Source organism: Nocardia heshunensis, from assembly GCF_054782115.1.
In genome coordinates this window covers 660,244-676,355 of sequence record NZ_BAAGTC010000004.1, presented here as the reverse complement: position 1 = coordinate 676,355, position 16,112 = coordinate 660,244, and the positions used below count along the sequence as shown (strand labels likewise).

11 protein-coding genes and 1 pseudogene are annotated in these 16,112 nt (G+C 67.0%); all 12 read right to left on the bottom strand.

The window, feature by feature from the left end; translation table 11 throughout:
• Positions 1 to 167: 167 nt before the first annotated feature.
• Positions 168 to 1,151 carry a cutinase family protein gene (locus ACYVN4_RS15735; protein WP_460721652.1) on the bottom strand — a complete coding sequence of 328 codons (984 nt, stop codon included), beginning with the start codon at positions 1,149 to 1,151 and terminating at the stop codon, positions 168 to 170.
• Positions 1,148 to 1,681 (bottom strand): DUF732 domain-containing protein, encoded by a 534-nt coding sequence (locus tag ACYVN4_RS15730; RefSeq protein ID WP_460721650.1) that lies wholly within the window; start codon positions 1,679 to 1,681, stop codon positions 1,148 to 1,150. The genes ACYVN4_RS15735 and ACYVN4_RS15730 overlap by 4 nt, the downstream gene beginning before the upstream one ends.
• A gap of 100 nt (positions 1,682 to 1,781) precedes the next feature.
• Complete coding sequence (locus ACYVN4_RS15725; RefSeq protein ID WP_460722691.1) at positions 1,782 to 3,911, bottom strand: alpha/beta hydrolase-fold protein; 2,130 nt, start codon at positions 3,909 to 3,911, stop codon at positions 1,782 to 1,784.
• Positions 3,912 to 4,036: 125 nt separating this feature from the next.
• A complete protein-coding gene (locus ACYVN4_RS15720; RefSeq protein ID WP_460721648.1) occupies positions 4,037 to 5,074 on the bottom strand; it encodes an alpha/beta hydrolase in 1,038 nt (345 codons plus the stop codon).
• A gap of 146 nt (positions 5,075 to 5,220) precedes the next feature.
• A pseudogene (locus ACYVN4_RS15715) lies at positions 5,221 to 6,555 on the bottom strand (alpha/beta hydrolase-fold protein); the annotation flags it as partial.
• A gap of 94 nt (positions 6,556 to 6,649) precedes the next feature.
• On the bottom strand, positions 6,650 to 7,681 hold the full coding sequence (locus ACYVN4_RS15710) for an alpha/beta hydrolase (RefSeq protein WP_460721646.1): 1,032 nt from the start codon (positions 7,679 to 7,681) through the stop codon (positions 6,650 to 6,652).
• A 340-nt stretch (positions 7,682 to 8,021) separates the two neighbouring features.
• Positions 8,022 to 9,002, bottom strand: coding sequence for an alpha/beta hydrolase (locus ACYVN4_RS15705; RefSeq protein ID WP_460721644.1), 981 nt, complete (start codon positions 9,000 to 9,002; stop codon positions 8,022 to 8,024).
• A 185-nt stretch (positions 9,003 to 9,187) separates the two neighbouring features.
• On the bottom strand, positions 9,188 to 10,207 hold the full coding sequence (locus ACYVN4_RS15700) for an alpha/beta hydrolase (protein WP_460721642.1): 1,020 nt from the start codon (positions 10,205 to 10,207) through the stop codon (positions 9,188 to 9,190).
• A gap of 212 nt (positions 10,208 to 10,419) precedes the next feature.
• Positions 10,420 to 11,508 carry an alpha/beta hydrolase gene (locus tag ACYVN4_RS15695; protein WP_460721640.1) on the bottom strand — a complete coding sequence of 363 codons (1,089 nt, stop codon included), beginning with the start codon at positions 11,506 to 11,508 and terminating at the stop codon, positions 10,420 to 10,422.
• A 327-nt stretch (positions 11,509 to 11,835) separates the two neighbouring features.
• Positions 11,836 to 12,879 carry an alpha/beta hydrolase gene (locus tag ACYVN4_RS15690; protein WP_460721638.1) on the bottom strand — a complete coding sequence of 348 codons (1,044 nt, stop codon included), beginning with the start codon at positions 12,877 to 12,879 and terminating at the stop codon, positions 11,836 to 11,838.
• Between the two features lie 271 nt (positions 12,880 to 13,150).
• Positions 13,151 to 15,094: a flagellar motor control protein ZomB gene (gene zomB / locus ACYVN4_RS15685; protein WP_460722689.1), complete on the bottom strand. Its 1,944-nt coding sequence runs from the start codon at positions 15,092 to 15,094 to the stop codon at positions 13,151 to 13,153.
• A 46-nt stretch (positions 15,095 to 15,140) separates the two neighbouring features.
• On the bottom strand, positions 15,141 to 16,088 hold the full coding sequence (locus ACYVN4_RS15680) for a decaprenyl-phosphate phosphoribosyltransferase (protein WP_460721636.1): 948 nt from the start codon (positions 16,086 to 16,088) through the stop codon (positions 15,141 to 15,143).
• Between the last annotated feature and the right edge of the window lie 24 nt (positions 16,089 to 16,112).

Sequence of the window (16,112 nt, the reverse complement as noted above, 5' to 3'; positions counted from 1 at the left end):
ACGTGAATGTGAGTTGCCGCACGGACCGGGTCTCGGCTGTGTCGCAACCCGGAGCACTTTACCGGGTGACCCCGAAACTGGGGGGTCGGTCGGGTGGGGTCACACACCCGGCGAAGGACCCATCATCCATGGTGCGCCCGATCGCTTGCGGATCGCTGCGCAAAACCTTACGAATGCGCTGGATGCGGGGCGTTTTCGATCAAGCCCGAGGCCCAGTTCACGGTCCACTCGGTGGCGGTGGTGCCGTTGTCGTCGACCTTGTACCCGTTGTAGAGGCTGTGCACCGGATTGCCCGCGGCCCGCACCAGGATGTTGAGGCTGCCCAGGACATTGCCCGGGTTCAGCGCCTGCCGGGGGGCGTCACAGATCAAATCGCCTGCGGCACAGATGGTGAAGGTGCGGCCCGCGAGCTTGCCGTACCCGCCGCGCGGTCCGGTCATGGTGATGCCGGGGACATTGAGGCCCCGCAGTGCCACCTCCGCGCCGACGCCCGGCGGGGTCGGGCCGATCTCGGCGGCCTCGCCCGGGTCACCGACATCGCGGCGGCCGTCGGCAATGGTGGTCACGCCCAGCACCAGGTCCTCGGGTATCGGGCCCTTGCCCGCGCCGATCTGCGCGGCCAGATCACCGACGATCACCCCGCCCTGGGAGAAGCCCGCCAACACATAGGTGGTGAGCGGACATTTGGCGTAGGTCGCGGCCAGGTGATCGGTGGCCCGCTTGGTGCCCTCGGAACGGCTGTTGTTGTAGGAGGATTGGCCGTCCGGCGGAATGGCGATGGGGTTGGAGAACTGCGCCACGTACGGGACGGTGTAGACCTCGAGCCGTTCGTTGGGGAACTTGGCCCGAATCGGGTTGGAGACGTTCAACATCAGCGACGCCGGGTTCGCGGTCGGGTTGTAGGGGTCGTCGTTGCTGTTCGACTCCCACGTACCCGGCACGGACAGCAGCAGCACGTCCGGACAGTCGGCCGGCTGCGAGGTCGGACGTTGCGGGCCCGGCGGTTTGGGGCCGGGCAGCCGCAACCGGCCCGCCAGCAGGTACCACAGCAGCAGCGCCACCACGACCACGATCACGATCGCGGCGATGACGAGCAGCAGGCAACCCGCCGGGCGCGGCCGGCGTCGTCCGATTCGGCGTCGCGTCGTCACTTGCTGCAGTAGCTCTTCGAGGCGACGTCGTAGTAGATCTTGCCGGCCTGCTCGACCGACATCTTGGACTGGTCGAAGGACGGATCGGAACCGGCGATGGCGGTCACGTAGGTGATGATCTGATCCTGCGGGGCGTTCTCCGCCTTGCCCTGGCAGACCAGATCGGCCGCGGTGATGGCGATATCGGAGGAACCGGGGGTGATGCCCGCCTTCTTCAGATCGTCGAGGAAGCCCTTCTGCTTGTCGGTCAGCGCCGGCGAACCGCTGGGGGTGGTGATGAACTGGCTCGGCACCGGCTGCGGGCGCTCGGGCGAGGAGGTCGCGGAATCCGGCGCGGGCTGCGGCGCTTGCTGATCCGTGGTCGAGGGCGTGCCCGCTGCCGGTGTCGTGGGCGCTGCGGCCGCTGCGCTCGTAGTGGTCAGCGTGGGCGTGCTCTTGGCGGTCGAGTCGTTGCTACCGCAGGCGGCGAGCAGTCCGGCAGCGGCGATGGCGGCCACCACGCCGACCAGCTTTCCACGGGTCCCGTGCATCTAATTCGCTTCCTATATCTGTCCAAGGGCAAAAGGTCGCCCCCAGGCTAACCGCAACCCGGGCACTAGTCCCGGGCCACAACGGAACCTCATCCAGTTCTTAGTTGGGACGAACCTCGGGGCCGAGCGCCGGAACCGGCGGCGGACCTGCGGGCTCGGGGTCCGGGACGGGCGCGGGAGCCGCCGCGGGCTGCGGGGCGGGAGCGGGTGCGGCGGACGCGGGCGCGACAGGCGCAGGCGCGACAGGCGCAGGCGCGGCCGGTGCGGGCGCGGCCGGAGCAGCGGGCAGGGGCAGTGCGGGCAGGCCCGGGAGCTGGATCGCGGGCGCCTGGGCGGCAGGCTGCGGCTGTCCCGGAGCCGGTTTGGGCTGCTCGCTGCCGGGGATGGTGATGGGGCGGCCGTCGAGGGTGGCGGCGGTGGCGTGGCCGTCGCGGATGGTGACGGTGCCGCCCTGGAAGGTCTGCTGCGCGCCGCCGGGGATCTCGCCCTCGTCCGAGAGCGGGTAGCCCAGCGGACCGTTCTCGAATCCGGTTGCGCGCCAGGCATCCATGATCGGGCCGTTGCGCACGCCCCACGCACCCGAGAGCGGACTCCAGTAGATATTGCCGCCCTCGAAGGCGCTGTAGCGGCCGAAGTCACGCAGCGGCGCCTCATTCGAGGTCGGGAATCCGTAAGGGCTGTTCTCGAATCCGAGCTGCCCGTACTTACCGAGGATCAGACCCTGCACCAGGTGCGCGCCGGTCTTCGAGCTGAAGTAGACGGGCCCGTTCTCGAAACCCTGCACCACGCCGTCCCGTTGCGGCGTGCGAGCCTCCTGGCCATTGGGGTATCCGGCCGGGCCGCGCTCGTAGCCGCCCTTGGCCCATTCGTCGAAGATCGCGCCGCGCACCGCCTGCGCGCCGGTCTGCGGGGTCCAGTAGACCGACCCGTGCTGGAAGGGCTGCAACCGACCGCGGCCGTCGGGCAGTCCGCCCTCGCCCGCGATCGGGAAGCCCAAACCGCTTGCCGCGCCGCCCAGTCCGGCGTAGCTGCCGCCGATCGCACCGGCGACCGGCTGCGCGCCGGTGGCCTGCGAGTACAGCACCTTGCCGCCCCGGAAGTCCTGGGAGACGCCGCCGGGTACCCCGTATTCACCGGAGAGGCAGTCGCCGAGCCAGTTGTTGCCCTGCACGATCGGCGCGATCGCGCCGGCCACCTTGCAATCCAGGGCGGTGGCATCCACGCCGATCGCGGCGGCGGTCTGCGGCCACGCCTGGCGCATCTCGAAATCCCAGTAGGGCCAGGTGTGGGTGCCCGAGGGGCGGTAGTTCACCGAGACCGGGATGTTCAGCTTGCTCAGCTTGGCCACGAAGTTCTGGGTGCTCAACCGCGACAGCACCTCGAGGCCGAGGCCCGCGTAATTCGTGGTGATGCCCGGAATGTCGGAGAGCGGATCGGTGGTACCCGCCACGCCGTTGCCGCTCGACACGTACAGGGCCACGCCCTTGAGCTTGTCGGCCAGCTCGTACGGGTCGTGTTCCTTCCAGGCCGGGCTGGACGGCGGGCCGAACATCTTGCTGGAGTCGTAGCCGCCCGCGTCGTGCATGGCGAAGTTGACCGCCTGCGGCATGCCCAGCGAGGTCAGCGTGAGGAAGCCGGAGTAGGAGGCCGCCGAGCGCACCCAGCCGGGATTGCGCGCGGCCAGCATCATGGCCGCGGTGCCGCCCATCGAAAGGCCCTCCACCGCACGCACATCGGTGGCCCGGAACTGGCTCTCCAGCAGCGGCGGGAGCTCGCGGACCAGGAAGGTCTCCCACTGGTAGTTGCGGCCGTTGTCGGGGGCCAGCCAGTCGGCGTAGAAGCTGGACTGACCGCCGATCGGCAGCACCACCAGCGCGTTCTTGTCGGCGAAGAAGCCGGCCGCGCCCGCGTCCTTGGTCCAGCCGTTCTCCTCGTCGGTGGCGCGCAGGCCATCGAGCATGTAGACGACGGGGAACCTGGCGTCCGGCTTCGCATTCCAGTCGCGGGGCAGCAGCAACTGGATTTCTACCGGCGCACCGGAGGCGGGCGAGTTCACCCACACGGTGACGCGGCGGTCGCTGACCCACGTCATTTTCTGGATGCTCGCCGGATTCGCGGCGGGGGCATCGGGTGCGGCCGTCGCCGCACCGGTTCCCACGAAAACGCTCGCGGCCAGCGGTAATACCGCTGCCGCGGCGCATGCCACCCAACGCGTACGCCCTCGCTTGATCCCACGGACAACACCAGCCACACAAGTGTTGTACCTCCGGGAGCACTCAACTCCCGGTAGGACACACGGAAACGAACAGGCCTACAGCAAACGACCAGTTTCTACTTGGCGCGCGGCGTGTCGCTCTACGACACCCCGAGAGCCGCCAGGATGTCGGGCCGGGCGCCGGCCAGCTGGTCCTGCCAGTAGCCCCACGAATGGGTGCCCTTCACCGGCAGGCTGTAGTGCGCGCCGATGCCGAGCTGGTTCATCCGGGCCATGAAGGAGATGGTGTTCACCATCGACAGCGCTTCCAGGGCAACGGCATTGACGGTGTTGAAGATGCCGACCGGGCCGTCCGGATTGTCGTGCGCACCCGGCACACCCCACGAGGCGGAGATGTAGAGCGGCAGATTGCGCAGCTGCGGAGCGAAGACGAAGGGGTCCATGCGCAGCCAGGCCGGACTCCACGGCCAGGCCATGGAATCCACATTGAACCGGCCCGCGTCGAGCATGGCGATCCGAATCGCCTCGCGCATACCGGGCGCCGAAATATTGAGGTAGCCGGAGAACGAGGACGCGTGCTTGAACTGGTCGCGGTGATACGCGGCCAATGCCAGCGCCGCCGACCCGCCCATGGACAACCCCGCCACCGCATTGTTGGTGCGGGAGACGCCGAAGCCCTCCAGGAAGGCGGGCAGCTCCTGGGTCAGGAAGGTCTCCCAGCGGTAGGTGAGCTTCTGCCCGTTGGTGCCCGAGGGTGCGCGCCAGTCGGTGTAGAAGCTGGACTGGCCGCCGACCGGCATCACCAGGGTGACGTTGTCCTCGGCGAACTGCTGCAGCGCGTTGGTCTCGAAGGTCCAGGCATTGAAGTCGTCGCGGGCGCGCAGGCCGTCGAGCAGATACAGCGCGGCGTCACCACCGTGGCGGGCCCACTGCACCTGCACCTTGACCGGGCCCATGCTCGAGGGCACCAGCAGTTCCTCGAACCCGCCCTCGGGGGTGCCGCGATGCAGCGGGTGCGTGGGCATGGCGAGCGCGGGTCCGGCCAGGGCGGGCAAGGCCAGCACCGCCGCGGCGGCCGCGAGGACGCGACGCCAGCCCGGCCTGCGCCGGGATTTGCCGTGCTTGATCTTCCGAGCCGAACCGTTCTGCGGGCATGACGAGGCGCCCTGTACTGCCATAGAGATCGATCTCCTGAACCGCAGGGGGAAAGCACACCGACGTGACGGGAGTCACGGACAACGGTGCACTCTACAGTCGGCTCGGAGCTAACCGGCGGGTATCCCGTTCAGCTGGCGTGTATCTCGGCCTTGCCGTCCCGGAAGACGATGGTGCCGTGCTGGAAGACCTGTTGCGCCCCGCCCTGTATGGGCGTTTCGTCGGAGGTGGGAAAGCCGAGTGCCCCAGCGGGTCCCGACGCGCCCTCGTACGTGCCACCGATCATGCCGCCCACCGGATGCGCGCCACCGGCCGCCGACCACAGCACCCGGCCGCCCCGGAAGTCCTGTGCCGCACCGCCCGCCAGCGGATACTCCGCGGTCAGGCAGTCGCCCAGCCACGACTTCGCCAGTGCCACAGGCAGAATCGCACCCGCCGAGGCGCAGTCCGGCTTGGCCGCCTCCACCCCCAGCGCGGACGCCGCCTGCGGCCAGGACTGCCGCATCTCGAAATCCCAGTACGGCCAGGAGTGCGTGCCCGAGGCCCGATAGTTGACCTGCACCGGGATGCTCAGTTTGTTCAGCTTGGCCACGAACTGCTGAGAAGAGAAGCGGGACAACACCTCCAGCGCCATGCCCGACCAGTTGGTACTGACACCCGGGATGCCCGCGGGAAGGTCGTAGACGCCCGCCAGCCCACTGCCGCTGGACACATACAGGCTGAGGCCCTTCAGTTTTTCCGCCAGCGCGTAGGGATCGTGCGCCTCCCACTCCCCGTCTGTGGGTGGCCCGTACATGGCATCGGCGTGGTAGCCGCCCGCGTCCCGCATGGCGTACGCAACCGCCTGCGGCATACCGAGAGTCGTGAGGGTGAGCATGCCGGAGAAGGACGCCGCATAGCGCGCGAAGCCAGGGTTGCGGCCCGCCAGCGTCATGGCCGCGGTCCCGCCCATGGACAGTCCGGCCACGCCGCGCACATTGGTGGTCCGCCAATCACGGTCCAGCAGCGGCGGTAATTCCCTGGTGAGGAAGGTTTCCCACTTGTAGATCTTGCCGTTGTCGGGCTGCTTCCAGTCGGAGTAGAAGCTCGCCGCGCCACCCACCGGTAGCACCACGGTGACGTTCTTGTCGGCGTAGAAGGCCTCGGCCCCAGCGTCTTTGGTCCAACCGCTCTGATCGTCGGTGGCGCGCAGGCCGTCGAGCATGAACAGGGCCGGGAATTTGGCGTCCGGCTTGGTGTTCCAGTCCCGGGCCAGCAGCAGCTGGACCTGGATCTGCGTGCCCATGGCGGGTGAGTCCACCCACAGGGCCACCCGTCTGTTGCTCAGCCACACCACATTTCGGATCTCCGGCTTGGTGGGCTTGGCCGGATCCCCCGTCGGCGGCGCCGCTCCCGGTTCCGCATAGGCCGTCCCCACCGTCAGCACGGCTGTCGTGGCTACCGCGAGCGCGACCAGCACTCTGCGGCCGCCTCTCCCCCATCTACCAATTGCCACAGCTGTCACATACGTTTTCTACCCCGTCGCGGCGAATCATGGGGAGGCATAAAAGAACCGGCCACCCTGTCGGGTGACCGGTTCATTCGTTCACGCTATGAGATCAGGCGAGACCGAGGGCGCTCAGCATCTGCGGACGGGCCTTGATCAGCTCGTCGTGCCAGTAACCCCACTTGTGGGTGCCGGTGACCTCGAAGTCGAACTGCGCCGGAACGCCGATCTGACCCAGCCGCGCCTGGAAGGCACGGGTGTTCACCATCGAGAGCGCTTCCAGCGCAATGGCATTACCGGTGTTGAACGCGTCGCCGAAGGAGCCGACGCCGTCGTACCGGCCGGGGATGCCGCTACCCGCCGAGATGAACATCGGCAGGTTCTTGAGCTGCGGCGAGAACACGAAGGGGTCCATGCGCAGCCAGGCCGGGCTCCACGGCGCGGCCATGGAATCCACGTTGTAGCGACCCGCGTCCAGCATGGCGATGCGGATGGCCTCACGCATGCCCGGCGCGGACAGGTTCAGGTAACCCGACATCGAGGTGGCCTGCTTGAACATGTCGCGGTGGTAGGCGGCCATCATCAGGGCGGCGGAGCCACCCATGGACAGGCCCGCGATCGCGACGTTGTTGCGCGCAACCCCGTATCCGGAAAGGAAATCGGGGAGTTCCTTGGTCAGGAAGGTCTCCCACTTGTAGGTGAACTTCTGACCGTTGGTGTTGGACGGGGAGACCCAGTCGGCGTAGAAGCTGGACTGGCCACCGACCGGCATGATGACGTTCACGTCGTCATTGGCGAAGATGCCGGGGGCGTCGCCCTCGTTGGCATTGGCCCACGCGCTGTGATCGTCCTGGGCGCGCATGCCGTCGAGCATGTAGACCGCGGAGCTGCCGCCGTTCTTGGCCCACTGCACCTGAACCTTGATCGGGCCCATGCTCGAGGGAACCATCAGCTCTTCGAAGCTGCCCGGGGCACCGCGATGAGCGATGCCGAACGCCGGAGCGGCCGAGGCGATGGACGGGGCGGCCAGTGAAGCGGTCGGGACTGCGAGAGCCGCCGCGGTGACGGTGGCGGCGACGAGCCGTGTGCGCCAACCACTCTGCGCACGGCCTACTCCCGGCATGGCGGACCTGCCGAAACGCATGGATACTGCTCCTTCTCTACCGCAGTACTGCGCTACTGCGGTGTTTTAAGTTGTCAATCGCGCACGCGGGCATGACGAAGCCATGCGTGGACATACGCGATCAGCACTCGCAGCGAATCCCGACTCTTCTCTGCGAGCGAAGCGCTACCACGGGTTGGTCACACTTGCGCTCGCTGGAGGGTATTCGACGCTCCGAGCGATTGGCAAGGTCATGCTCAATGGTTAGGGGATTCACACCATCGCATATGACCGTAATGGTGCGGTGACCATATCGCGAATCCTTCGTGATGTCGCGGCAACGTGGAAAACCCTTACGCCGCATCCCTCTTGGCGGAATCGCTCAACCGAGGTTCGCACTCAGGTCCGGCAGCATCTTGTAGACCTGGTCGGCCCAGTACGGCCAGTTGTGCACGCCGTTGTCGGTGAAGTCGAAGACCGCGTTGTTCGCGCCCAGCGAGTCCAGCCGGGCCTGGAACGCGCGGGTATTCGCCAGTGCTATCGCTTCCAGACCCATCGCATTCCCGACGTTGTATGCGTCCAGGGGGCTTCGCACCACATCCCGCTGACCGGGCAGCCCGTTTCCGCTCGAGATCCACAGCCGGGTGCCGTTGTCGCGCAGCCGCGGCGCGAATACGAAAGGATCGTTGCGCAGCCACAATTCGCTCCACGGCGGTCCCCACATGGCGTCGATGTTGTATCCGCCCGCATCCAGCAGCGCGGCGCGCAGGCCCTCCCGCATGCCGGGCGCGGAAATATTCAAATACCCGGAATACGATCCGGCATAACGGAACTGGTCCGGATGATAGGCCGCCAGCACCAGCGCGGCGCTGCCACCCATGGACAGCCCGAACACGCCGTTCCCGCGCGGATTGAAGCCCAGCCGGGCCGCCAGCGCAGTGCGCAGATCCCGGGTGAGGAAGGTCTCCCAGGCATACGGGACGGCCTGGCCATTGGTGTTGCTCGGGGCCACCCAGTCCGAATAGAAGCTGGACTGGCCGCCGACCGGCATCACCACATTGATATTCCACGCGGTGAGCGCGCGCTCGACGTCGGTGTCGTTCTCCCAGCCGGAAAGGTCGTTGCGGGCCCGCAATCCGTCCAGCGCGTACACCACCCGCTGGGTATTGCCGTCCTGGGCGCGGAAGATCCGCGACTTGATCGGGCCCATGCTGGAATCGACCCAGAAGTCGTAGCCGCCCGGATCGAATGCGGCGTGCGCAGTACCCGCCGCGATTGTCCCGGACAGTGAAACGGCAACAGCCACAGCGAGTCCCAGAACGGACCGCCGCAGTACACCGCGAAGCACTCGAACAGACCGCATCGACTCGCCTTTCACGAGTGTGGTCATCATCGACCACCACCGAAATGCAGAAGCTGTTGCCGCTGAATCTTCATAAGCTCCGGTTCGGAGCCGATGGCTATCAAAACACCTCACGCGACCAAAACGTGATGCGAAACGTCGATGGCCGCCACCCCCGCGGGATGACGGCCATCGATTCGTTCGGTCTATCCGATATTTCCGGACATGTCCGGAATCATGCGGTACGCGTCATTGGCCCAGTTGGTCCAGGCGTGCAGGCCGTTGGGCGGGAAGTCGTAGACGACATTCTGCGCGCCCAGGGTGAGCATGCGAACCTGGAAGGCGCGAGAGTTGGCCAGCGCCAAGGCTTCCAGCGGCGCACCGCGGATCAGGCGGTCGGCCGCGGCGCCGAGCGGAATGTCCAGGTCCTCGGGCATGGGCGCACCGCTACCCGCCGAGACCCACACCCGGGTGTTGTTCCCGATGAGGGTCGGCGCGAAGACGAACGGGTCCATCCGCAGCCAGCTCGGCCCCCAGGGCGGAGCCATGCTGTCCACGTTGTAACCACCCGCGTCGAGCATGGCGACCCGGATGGCCTCGCGCATGCCGGGAGCGGAGATGTTCAGGTATCCGGAGTACGAACCGGCGTAGCTGAAGAAGTCGGGGTGGTAGGCGGCCAGCGTCAGTGCCGCACTGCCGCCCATGGACAGGCCGAAGATGCCGTTGCGATTGGGGTTGAAGCCCAGGCGATTCTGCAGTTCCCAGCGCAGATGGTTGGTGATGAAGTCCTCCCAGGCGTAGCGGTAGCTCTTGCCCGGACCACCGCCCATCGCCTCGGTCGCGCCCGAACCGGTGCCGTAGGCCGCCGAACCGGAGCCCGCCGGGACGCCGAAGAACGAGCTCGGCGCGTCCCAGTCCGCGTAGAAGCTGGACTGGCCGCCGACCGGCATCACCACATTGATGTTCCAGTCGGCCAACACCTGCGGCACATTGGTATTGATCTCCCAGCCGTTCAGGTCCTCCTGCGCACGCTGGCCGTCGAGCACATACGCGACCCGCTGGGTATTGCCGTCGCGGGCACGCAGGATGCGGGTCTTGATCGGCCCCATGACCGGGGAGTCGACCCAGAAGTCGAAGATGGCGGGATCGAATGCCGCGGCCGCCGGTGGCGATTCGATCACCGCCACCCCGAATGGCATCAGCAGGGCGGCAGCGGCGACGCCCATGACCTTTCGTGTGAAGCCTCGAACCCGCATCGACCCAGCCCTTCTCGGTTTGAGCAGAACACTGATCACGCAGAACTCATCTTCGCTACCAGACGAGTATCGGATGACCAGGCGGGCGTGTCCCCGGTGGTCACTGCGGCGAGTCGCGAAAGATCATGAAAGAAGCCCCCGTCCGGCAACGGACGGGGGCTTCGTTTCGAGACAGCTCTGGACTACCCGATGTTGTTCGAGAGGTCCGGGATCATCCGGTAGACCTCGGCGTTCCAGTTGTTCCAGTTGTGGACACCGGTGGCCGGGAAGTCGTAGTTCACGTTGTTGGCGCCGATGGAGAGCATCCGGGCCTGGAAGGCACGGGTGTTCACCAGGGCGAGAGCCTCCAGGGGCACACCCTGGATGACCGGCATGATGCCCGTGACGTCACCCGCACCCGGGATGGCGCTCGCGGCGGAGATCCACAGGCGGGTGTTGGCGTCCTTGAGGCGCGGGGCGAACACGAACGGGTCCATGTGCAGCCACTGCGGTCCCCACGGCGGGGCCATCGAGTCCACGTTGTAGCCGCCGGCGTCGATCATCGCGATGCGGATGGCCTCGCGCATGCCGGGGGCGGAGATGTTCAGGTAGCCGGAGTACGAACCGGCGAAGCTGAACTGGTCCGGGTGGTAGGCGGCCAGCGTCAGCGCGCCGGATCCACCCATCGACAGACCGAAGATGCCGTTGCGGGTCTTGCTGAAGCCCAGTCGCGCATTGAGCGCGTTCGGCAGGTCCTGGGACAGGAAGGTCTCCCAGGTGTACCGGTAGCTCTTGCCGGGGCCGCCACCGAGCAGCTGGAAGGCGCCGGAGCCCGAGGACGAACCCGAGGCCGAGCCGGAGGAGGACAGCGAGGAGGAGCCCGCCGAGCCGCTGCCGCCACCCTCGCCGAGGATGCTGCTGGGCGCGTTCCAGTCGGCGTAGAAGCTGGACTGACCACCGATGGGCATGACCACGTTGATGTTCGCGGCGGTCAGCGCGTGGGTGATGTCGGTGTTGATCTCCCAGCCGCTGAGGTCCTGCCCGGCGCGCATGCCGTCGAGGGCATAGACGACGCGGGAGGTGTTCCCGTCGGCCGCGCGGAAGACGCGCGACTTGACCGGGCCCATGGAGGCCGAGTCGACGTAGAAGTCGAAGCCGCTGGGGTCGAGTGCCGCGCTCGCGGTCCCGGCGCCCACCGCCGACACCCCGAACGGCAGTGCAATCGCCAGAGCCAATCCGACCACGGAGTTCTTGAGCCAACCGCGGGATCTCTGACGTCTATCGCCTCGCATTGATTTGTCCGGCCTTTCCTGTGGTTCGGTCTCGCCGAATGCTCGTGACTCCGGCAGAGGTCTCGGCGACCCTATCGCGGATGAGCAAACGGGGTGTTATCCGATCGTGACGAAAGTGACGAGCGCCACGCTCGGCGCGGAATGTGGCGCAGATCAGTGCCTGGATGCGACTCCCGAGTCGAATTCGACCCCCGCAGACTCATACTCAACAGCTATCACTCCAGACTGCACGAACCTCACTGCGCGCCTTCAGCATCCCCTATCACTCGCGGCGAATGACCAAGGCGCGCGCCAACTCTCAGCAAAGTCTAGGCATGGGCTCCGGTATCAACCGATGTTGTTCGACAGGTCCGGAATCATCCGGCCCATCTCGCCTTCCCAGTTCTTCCAGTTGTGCACGCCGATGGCCGGATAGTCGGCGACGATATTGCCGCCGCCGAGCGCGGCCCAGCGCGCCTGGAAGGCCTTGGTGCCCACCAGCGAAACCGCCTCGATCCCCATGGCCTGGATGACGGTGGCATTGATGTCGCCGACCGAACCCGGCAGCCCGCTACCCGCGGAGATGAACAGGTGGGTGCCGTTGGCCTTCAGCTTGGGCGCGAACTGGAAGGGATCGAGGTGCTGCCACTTGAGGTCCTTGGGACCCGCCAGCGCGTCGACGTTGTAGCCGCCGGCGTCGACCATGGCCACCCGGATGGCGTCGCGCATGCCGGGCAGCGACAGGTCCAGCGCGCCGGACATCGAACCGGCGTAGGAGAATTGGTTCGGGTGGAACGCCGCCAGCATGAAGGCGGAGCCGCCGCTCATGGACAGCCCGAAGATGCCGTTGCGGCTCGAGCTGAAGCTGAGGCGATCGCGCAGCGCGTTGGGCAGTTCTTGGCTCAGGTACGTTTCCCACTTGTAGGTGTAGGACTTGCCCGGGCCACCCGAAAGTGCCTGCGTGATACCGGATCCGGACTGCTGCGAGGCGGTGCCCGCGGGCAGCCCGAGGAAGGTGCTCGGCGAGTTCCAGTCGGCGTACCAGCTGGACTGGCCGCCGATCGGCATGACGACATTGATATTGGCGGCCGTCAGGGCATGGGCGACATCGGTATTGACCTCCCAGCCGTTGAGGTCGTCCCGCGCGCGTTCCCCGTCCAGCGCATAGACCACCCGGTTGGTATTGCCGTCGGCCGCGCGGAAGACGCGGTTCTTGATCGGCCCCATCACGGAGTCGACGTAGAAGTCCATGCCGTCCGGACTGTAGGCGGCCTGCGCCGGCGCCGTGCCGAGGACCGAAACCCCCAGCGGCACCATGGTTGCCAGGGCGACGCCCAGCACCGTCTTGCGCAACCAGCTCCGCGCCCCGCCCTTAACCGTCACGCCCCGCATATTCGGCCTTCCATCTGTGCGCCCCGGGCCTCCCTGCTACCCGCCCGGAATCGTATTGCGACAACCGTTGCCGCACAGCGGATTTCTGGGTCGGCAACGGGAGTACTCGCGGAGCTTATCGCGAAACCCACGCCGGGGTGTTACCAAATCGAGACAGCATCCCATATCTCGCGTCCCGACCGTGACGTTTCGGTCAAACCCCCTCACGCGCAAGAGAAAACCCCGCATCCGGTGTGGATGCGGGGCTTCGTATCTCGCTACTCCGGTCGCGCTACTTCGGGGGCGCGGGCGGCGGCAACGTGGGATCCACCAGGTTGCAGCGCTGGATCTCGTACTTCGGCACCCGATCGATGCGGTACTTGGCGAAGGTGAACGCCTGCATCAGATTGTGCCGCCAGCGATCGAACGTCAGCGGGGCCCGCGAGGAGGCCAGCATCGCCTGGGTGTCCGGGCAGGACAGGGCGGTGCGCGCCTCGTCCGACCACTTCTCGTCCAGGAACCACGGCATCCACGGGTGCCGGTCCACCATGCCGGTGTCCACGACCACCCAGTCGGGGTAGAGGTTCTTGTCGTGGCCGATGCGGCCGTCGGTCAACCGATCGGTATGCGACGCAAGCGGATACGCCAGGCCCATCTGATCGATGACCCGCACGTCCAGTGGCACGTTCATGCTGGTCATGCCGAGATTCAGGAAGAAGACGACGTGCTCTTTGTTGCCGTCCGGCACCGGCGCGGGCACCAGGTACCAGTTCATGAACGACGGCGAGTTGAGCAGCAGCGCCCCGTCCGGCGAGTTCGCGATATCGCGGACCATGGCGCGGATGCGCGGGTAGTCCAGGTAGTCCTCGGCCGTGATCGGGTGGTCGTGACCGGTATTGAGCACGTAGTAGATGCGCTCGTCCACAATGCCGTTGGCGCGGATCTTGGTGCCCGCGGTGATGGCGGTGGTGTTGGCCGCGAACAGCGCCCAGACCGCCGTGCCCGCGAAGGCCGCCAGCACGACGACGAAAACCCAATCCAGCCCGCGCATTCCGGACGGCCGCTCGGCCGAGCGCCGCGGCAACCGGATCGGCAGCACCGCCACCGGCAGGGTCAGGCAGAACAGCTGCGGCAGCAGCATGCGGCCGTGCATGAAGTCGCCGCCGACGCGGATCTCGTAGACGGTCAGCACCAGACCGCTGACCAGCATGAGGGTGACCACCGCGGCCGGGGTACGCAGCCAGACGCTGAAACGGTGAATCCGTCCGCGCAGACCCGACTTCGAGGTCTCCTCGGTGACCGCGTGGCGACCGTCGGCCCCGTCCGCGCGGCGCTGACGCGCGAGCGCCAGCCCGGCGATCAGCAGAATCAGCAGCGGCAGCCAGAGCCAGTACGGACCGACCAGATCCCACAGATAGATGAAGCCCTGGTGCCACTTGGCGCCACCGGCGTCCTTGGCCACCGCGGTATTCGGGTAGGGCAGACCGTAGTAGCCCATCCGCCAGATCTGGTACGCGATCGGCACCAGCCCGGCCACTCCCACCACCAGCACTCGAAATAACCAGGCCCTAAGGCGGGTATCCGGCACCGGCGCGCAGAACAGCATGGCCAGCGCGAGCGCGCCGACCAGCGTCATCTCCGGCCGGATCAGCGGAGCCAGTCCGGCGAAGAAGACCAGGGCGAAAAAGGCGGCGGGCCGGACCTTCTCGGCCTGGCTCCAGCGCACCATGCCCCACCAGAGCACCGCCAGCCAGAAGATGACCAGGCAGGACTCGAGGCCCGAGGTGGCGTAGTCGCGGGCCGGCGGCAGCGCGATGTAGACCAGCACGCCCGCGGGCACCAGCAGCGCGGAACGCGTTCCGCCCCACAGCCGCGCGGTGCCGAGCATGGCGAACACGATGGCCAGCACCGACAGCGTGAGCGCGATGCCGAGCACCACATACTCGAGCCGGGCCTGCGTCAGCCAGCTGAAGAAGTAGACGATGAAGGTCCACGCCGTCGAGGTGTTGGCCTCGACGCGTTCGCCCGCATTGAAGACCGGTCCGTTGCCCGCCAGCAGGTTTCGGACCGTGCGCAGCACGATCAGGCCGTCGTCGGCGATCCAGCGGCGCTGCCACGCACCGGCCGCGAACAGCGTCGCGGTCAGCACGATCCCACCGATGAACGTGGCGCGGGATAGTCGCGAGAAGCCGCGCGGCCCATCGTCCGCACGCCGACGGGCGCGACCGAGCGGCAACTGTGCCGTCGGCGCGCCCACCTCTCGCTCTTCTCCCTCTACCACGTCAGGTGAGATAGACAGCGACACCTACCGCTCCGATCAAGGCGATTGCGAGGAACTGGAGGACCCGGTCCCCCAGGGCGATCTCTTCGGGCTCACCCGCTTCGCCGCGATCGACATCCACCGCGTATCGCATGATGGCGATGGTGAACGGGATCATCGAGATGGCGAACCAGATGGTGTCCTTGGTCTTGTCCTGCTCGAATGCCCACAGACCGTAGAACACGACCACCGCGGTGGCGGACAGGGTCCACACGAAACGCAGGTAGGTCGGCGTGTAGTACTCCAGCGACTTGCGGATCTTCGCACCGGTGTCGAGCGCGATCTTCAACTCGGCGTAGCGCTTTCCGGTCGCCATGAACAGCGAGCCGAAGGCCATGATCAGCAGGAACCACTGGGACAGACGGATATCCGAGGACACGCCACCCGCGACCGCGCGCAGCAGGAAGCCCGAGGACACGATGCAGATGTCGAGCACGGCCTGGTGCTTGAGGCCGAAGCAGTAGGCCAGCTGGATACCGATGTAGACCGCCATCACCACGGCCAGATGCCAGTTCGCGACGAAGGACAGCAGGATCGAGCCGGCCAGCAGCACCACCGACAGCACGTAGGCCAGGTTCACCGGCACCACACCGGCGGCGATGGGCCGGAACCGCTTGGTCGGGTGCGCCCGGTCGGCCTCGACATCGAGGGCGTCGTTGACCAGGTAGATGCCCGAGGCGGCCAGGCAGAACACCACGAAGGCGATGCCGACGTGCCACAGCACGGTGAGGTCGGTGATCACCAGATCGCCGGTCGCGGTCTTGCCGGCGGCCAGCGGCGCGGCCAGCACCAGCACATTCTTGACCCACTGACGCGGGCGCATGGCCTTGATCAGGCCGCCGCTCAACGTCTTCGGCGGTCCCTTGATGACCGCCTCGGCTAGGTCGGTGCTGGTGGGCTCTTCGCTCATGTCAACGATGGCTCTTTCCTGGGC

Excerpts from the sequence above, each read along its gene's own strand:
- ACYVN4_RS15730 (WP_460721650.1), bottom strand. The coding sequence starts at position 1,681 with ATGCACGGGACCCGTGGAAAGCTGGTCGGCGTGGTGGCCGCCATCGCC.
- ACYVN4_RS15700 (WP_460721642.1), bottom strand. The coding sequence starts at position 10,207 with ATGGGCGTCGCCGCTGCCGCCCTGCTGATGCCATTCGGGGTGGCGGTG.
- ACYVN4_RS15680 (WP_460721636.1), bottom strand. The coding sequence starts at position 16,088 with ATGAGCGAAGAGCCCACCAGCACCGACCTAGCCGAGGCGGTCATCAAG.
- ACYVN4_RS15705 (WP_460721644.1), bottom strand. The coding sequence starts at position 9,002 with ATGCGGTCTGTTCGAGTGCTTCGCGGTGTACTGCGGCGGTCCGTTCTG.
- ACYVN4_RS15695 (WP_460721640.1), bottom strand. The coding sequence starts at position 11,508 with ATGCGAGGCGATAGACGTCAGAGATCCCGCGGTTGGCTCAAGAACTCC.
- ACYVN4_RS15720 (WP_460721648.1), bottom strand. The coding sequence starts at position 5,074 with ATGGCAGTACAGGGCGCCTCGTCATGCCCGCAGAACGGTTCGGCTCGG.
- ACYVN4_RS15690 (WP_460721638.1), bottom strand. The coding sequence starts at position 12,879 with ATGCGGGGCGTGACGGTTAAGGGCGGGGCGCGGAGCTGGTTGCGCAAG.
- ACYVN4_RS15710 (WP_460721646.1), bottom strand. The coding sequence starts at position 7,681 with ATGCGTTTCGGCAGGTCCGCCATGCCGGGAGTAGGCCGTGCGCAGAGT.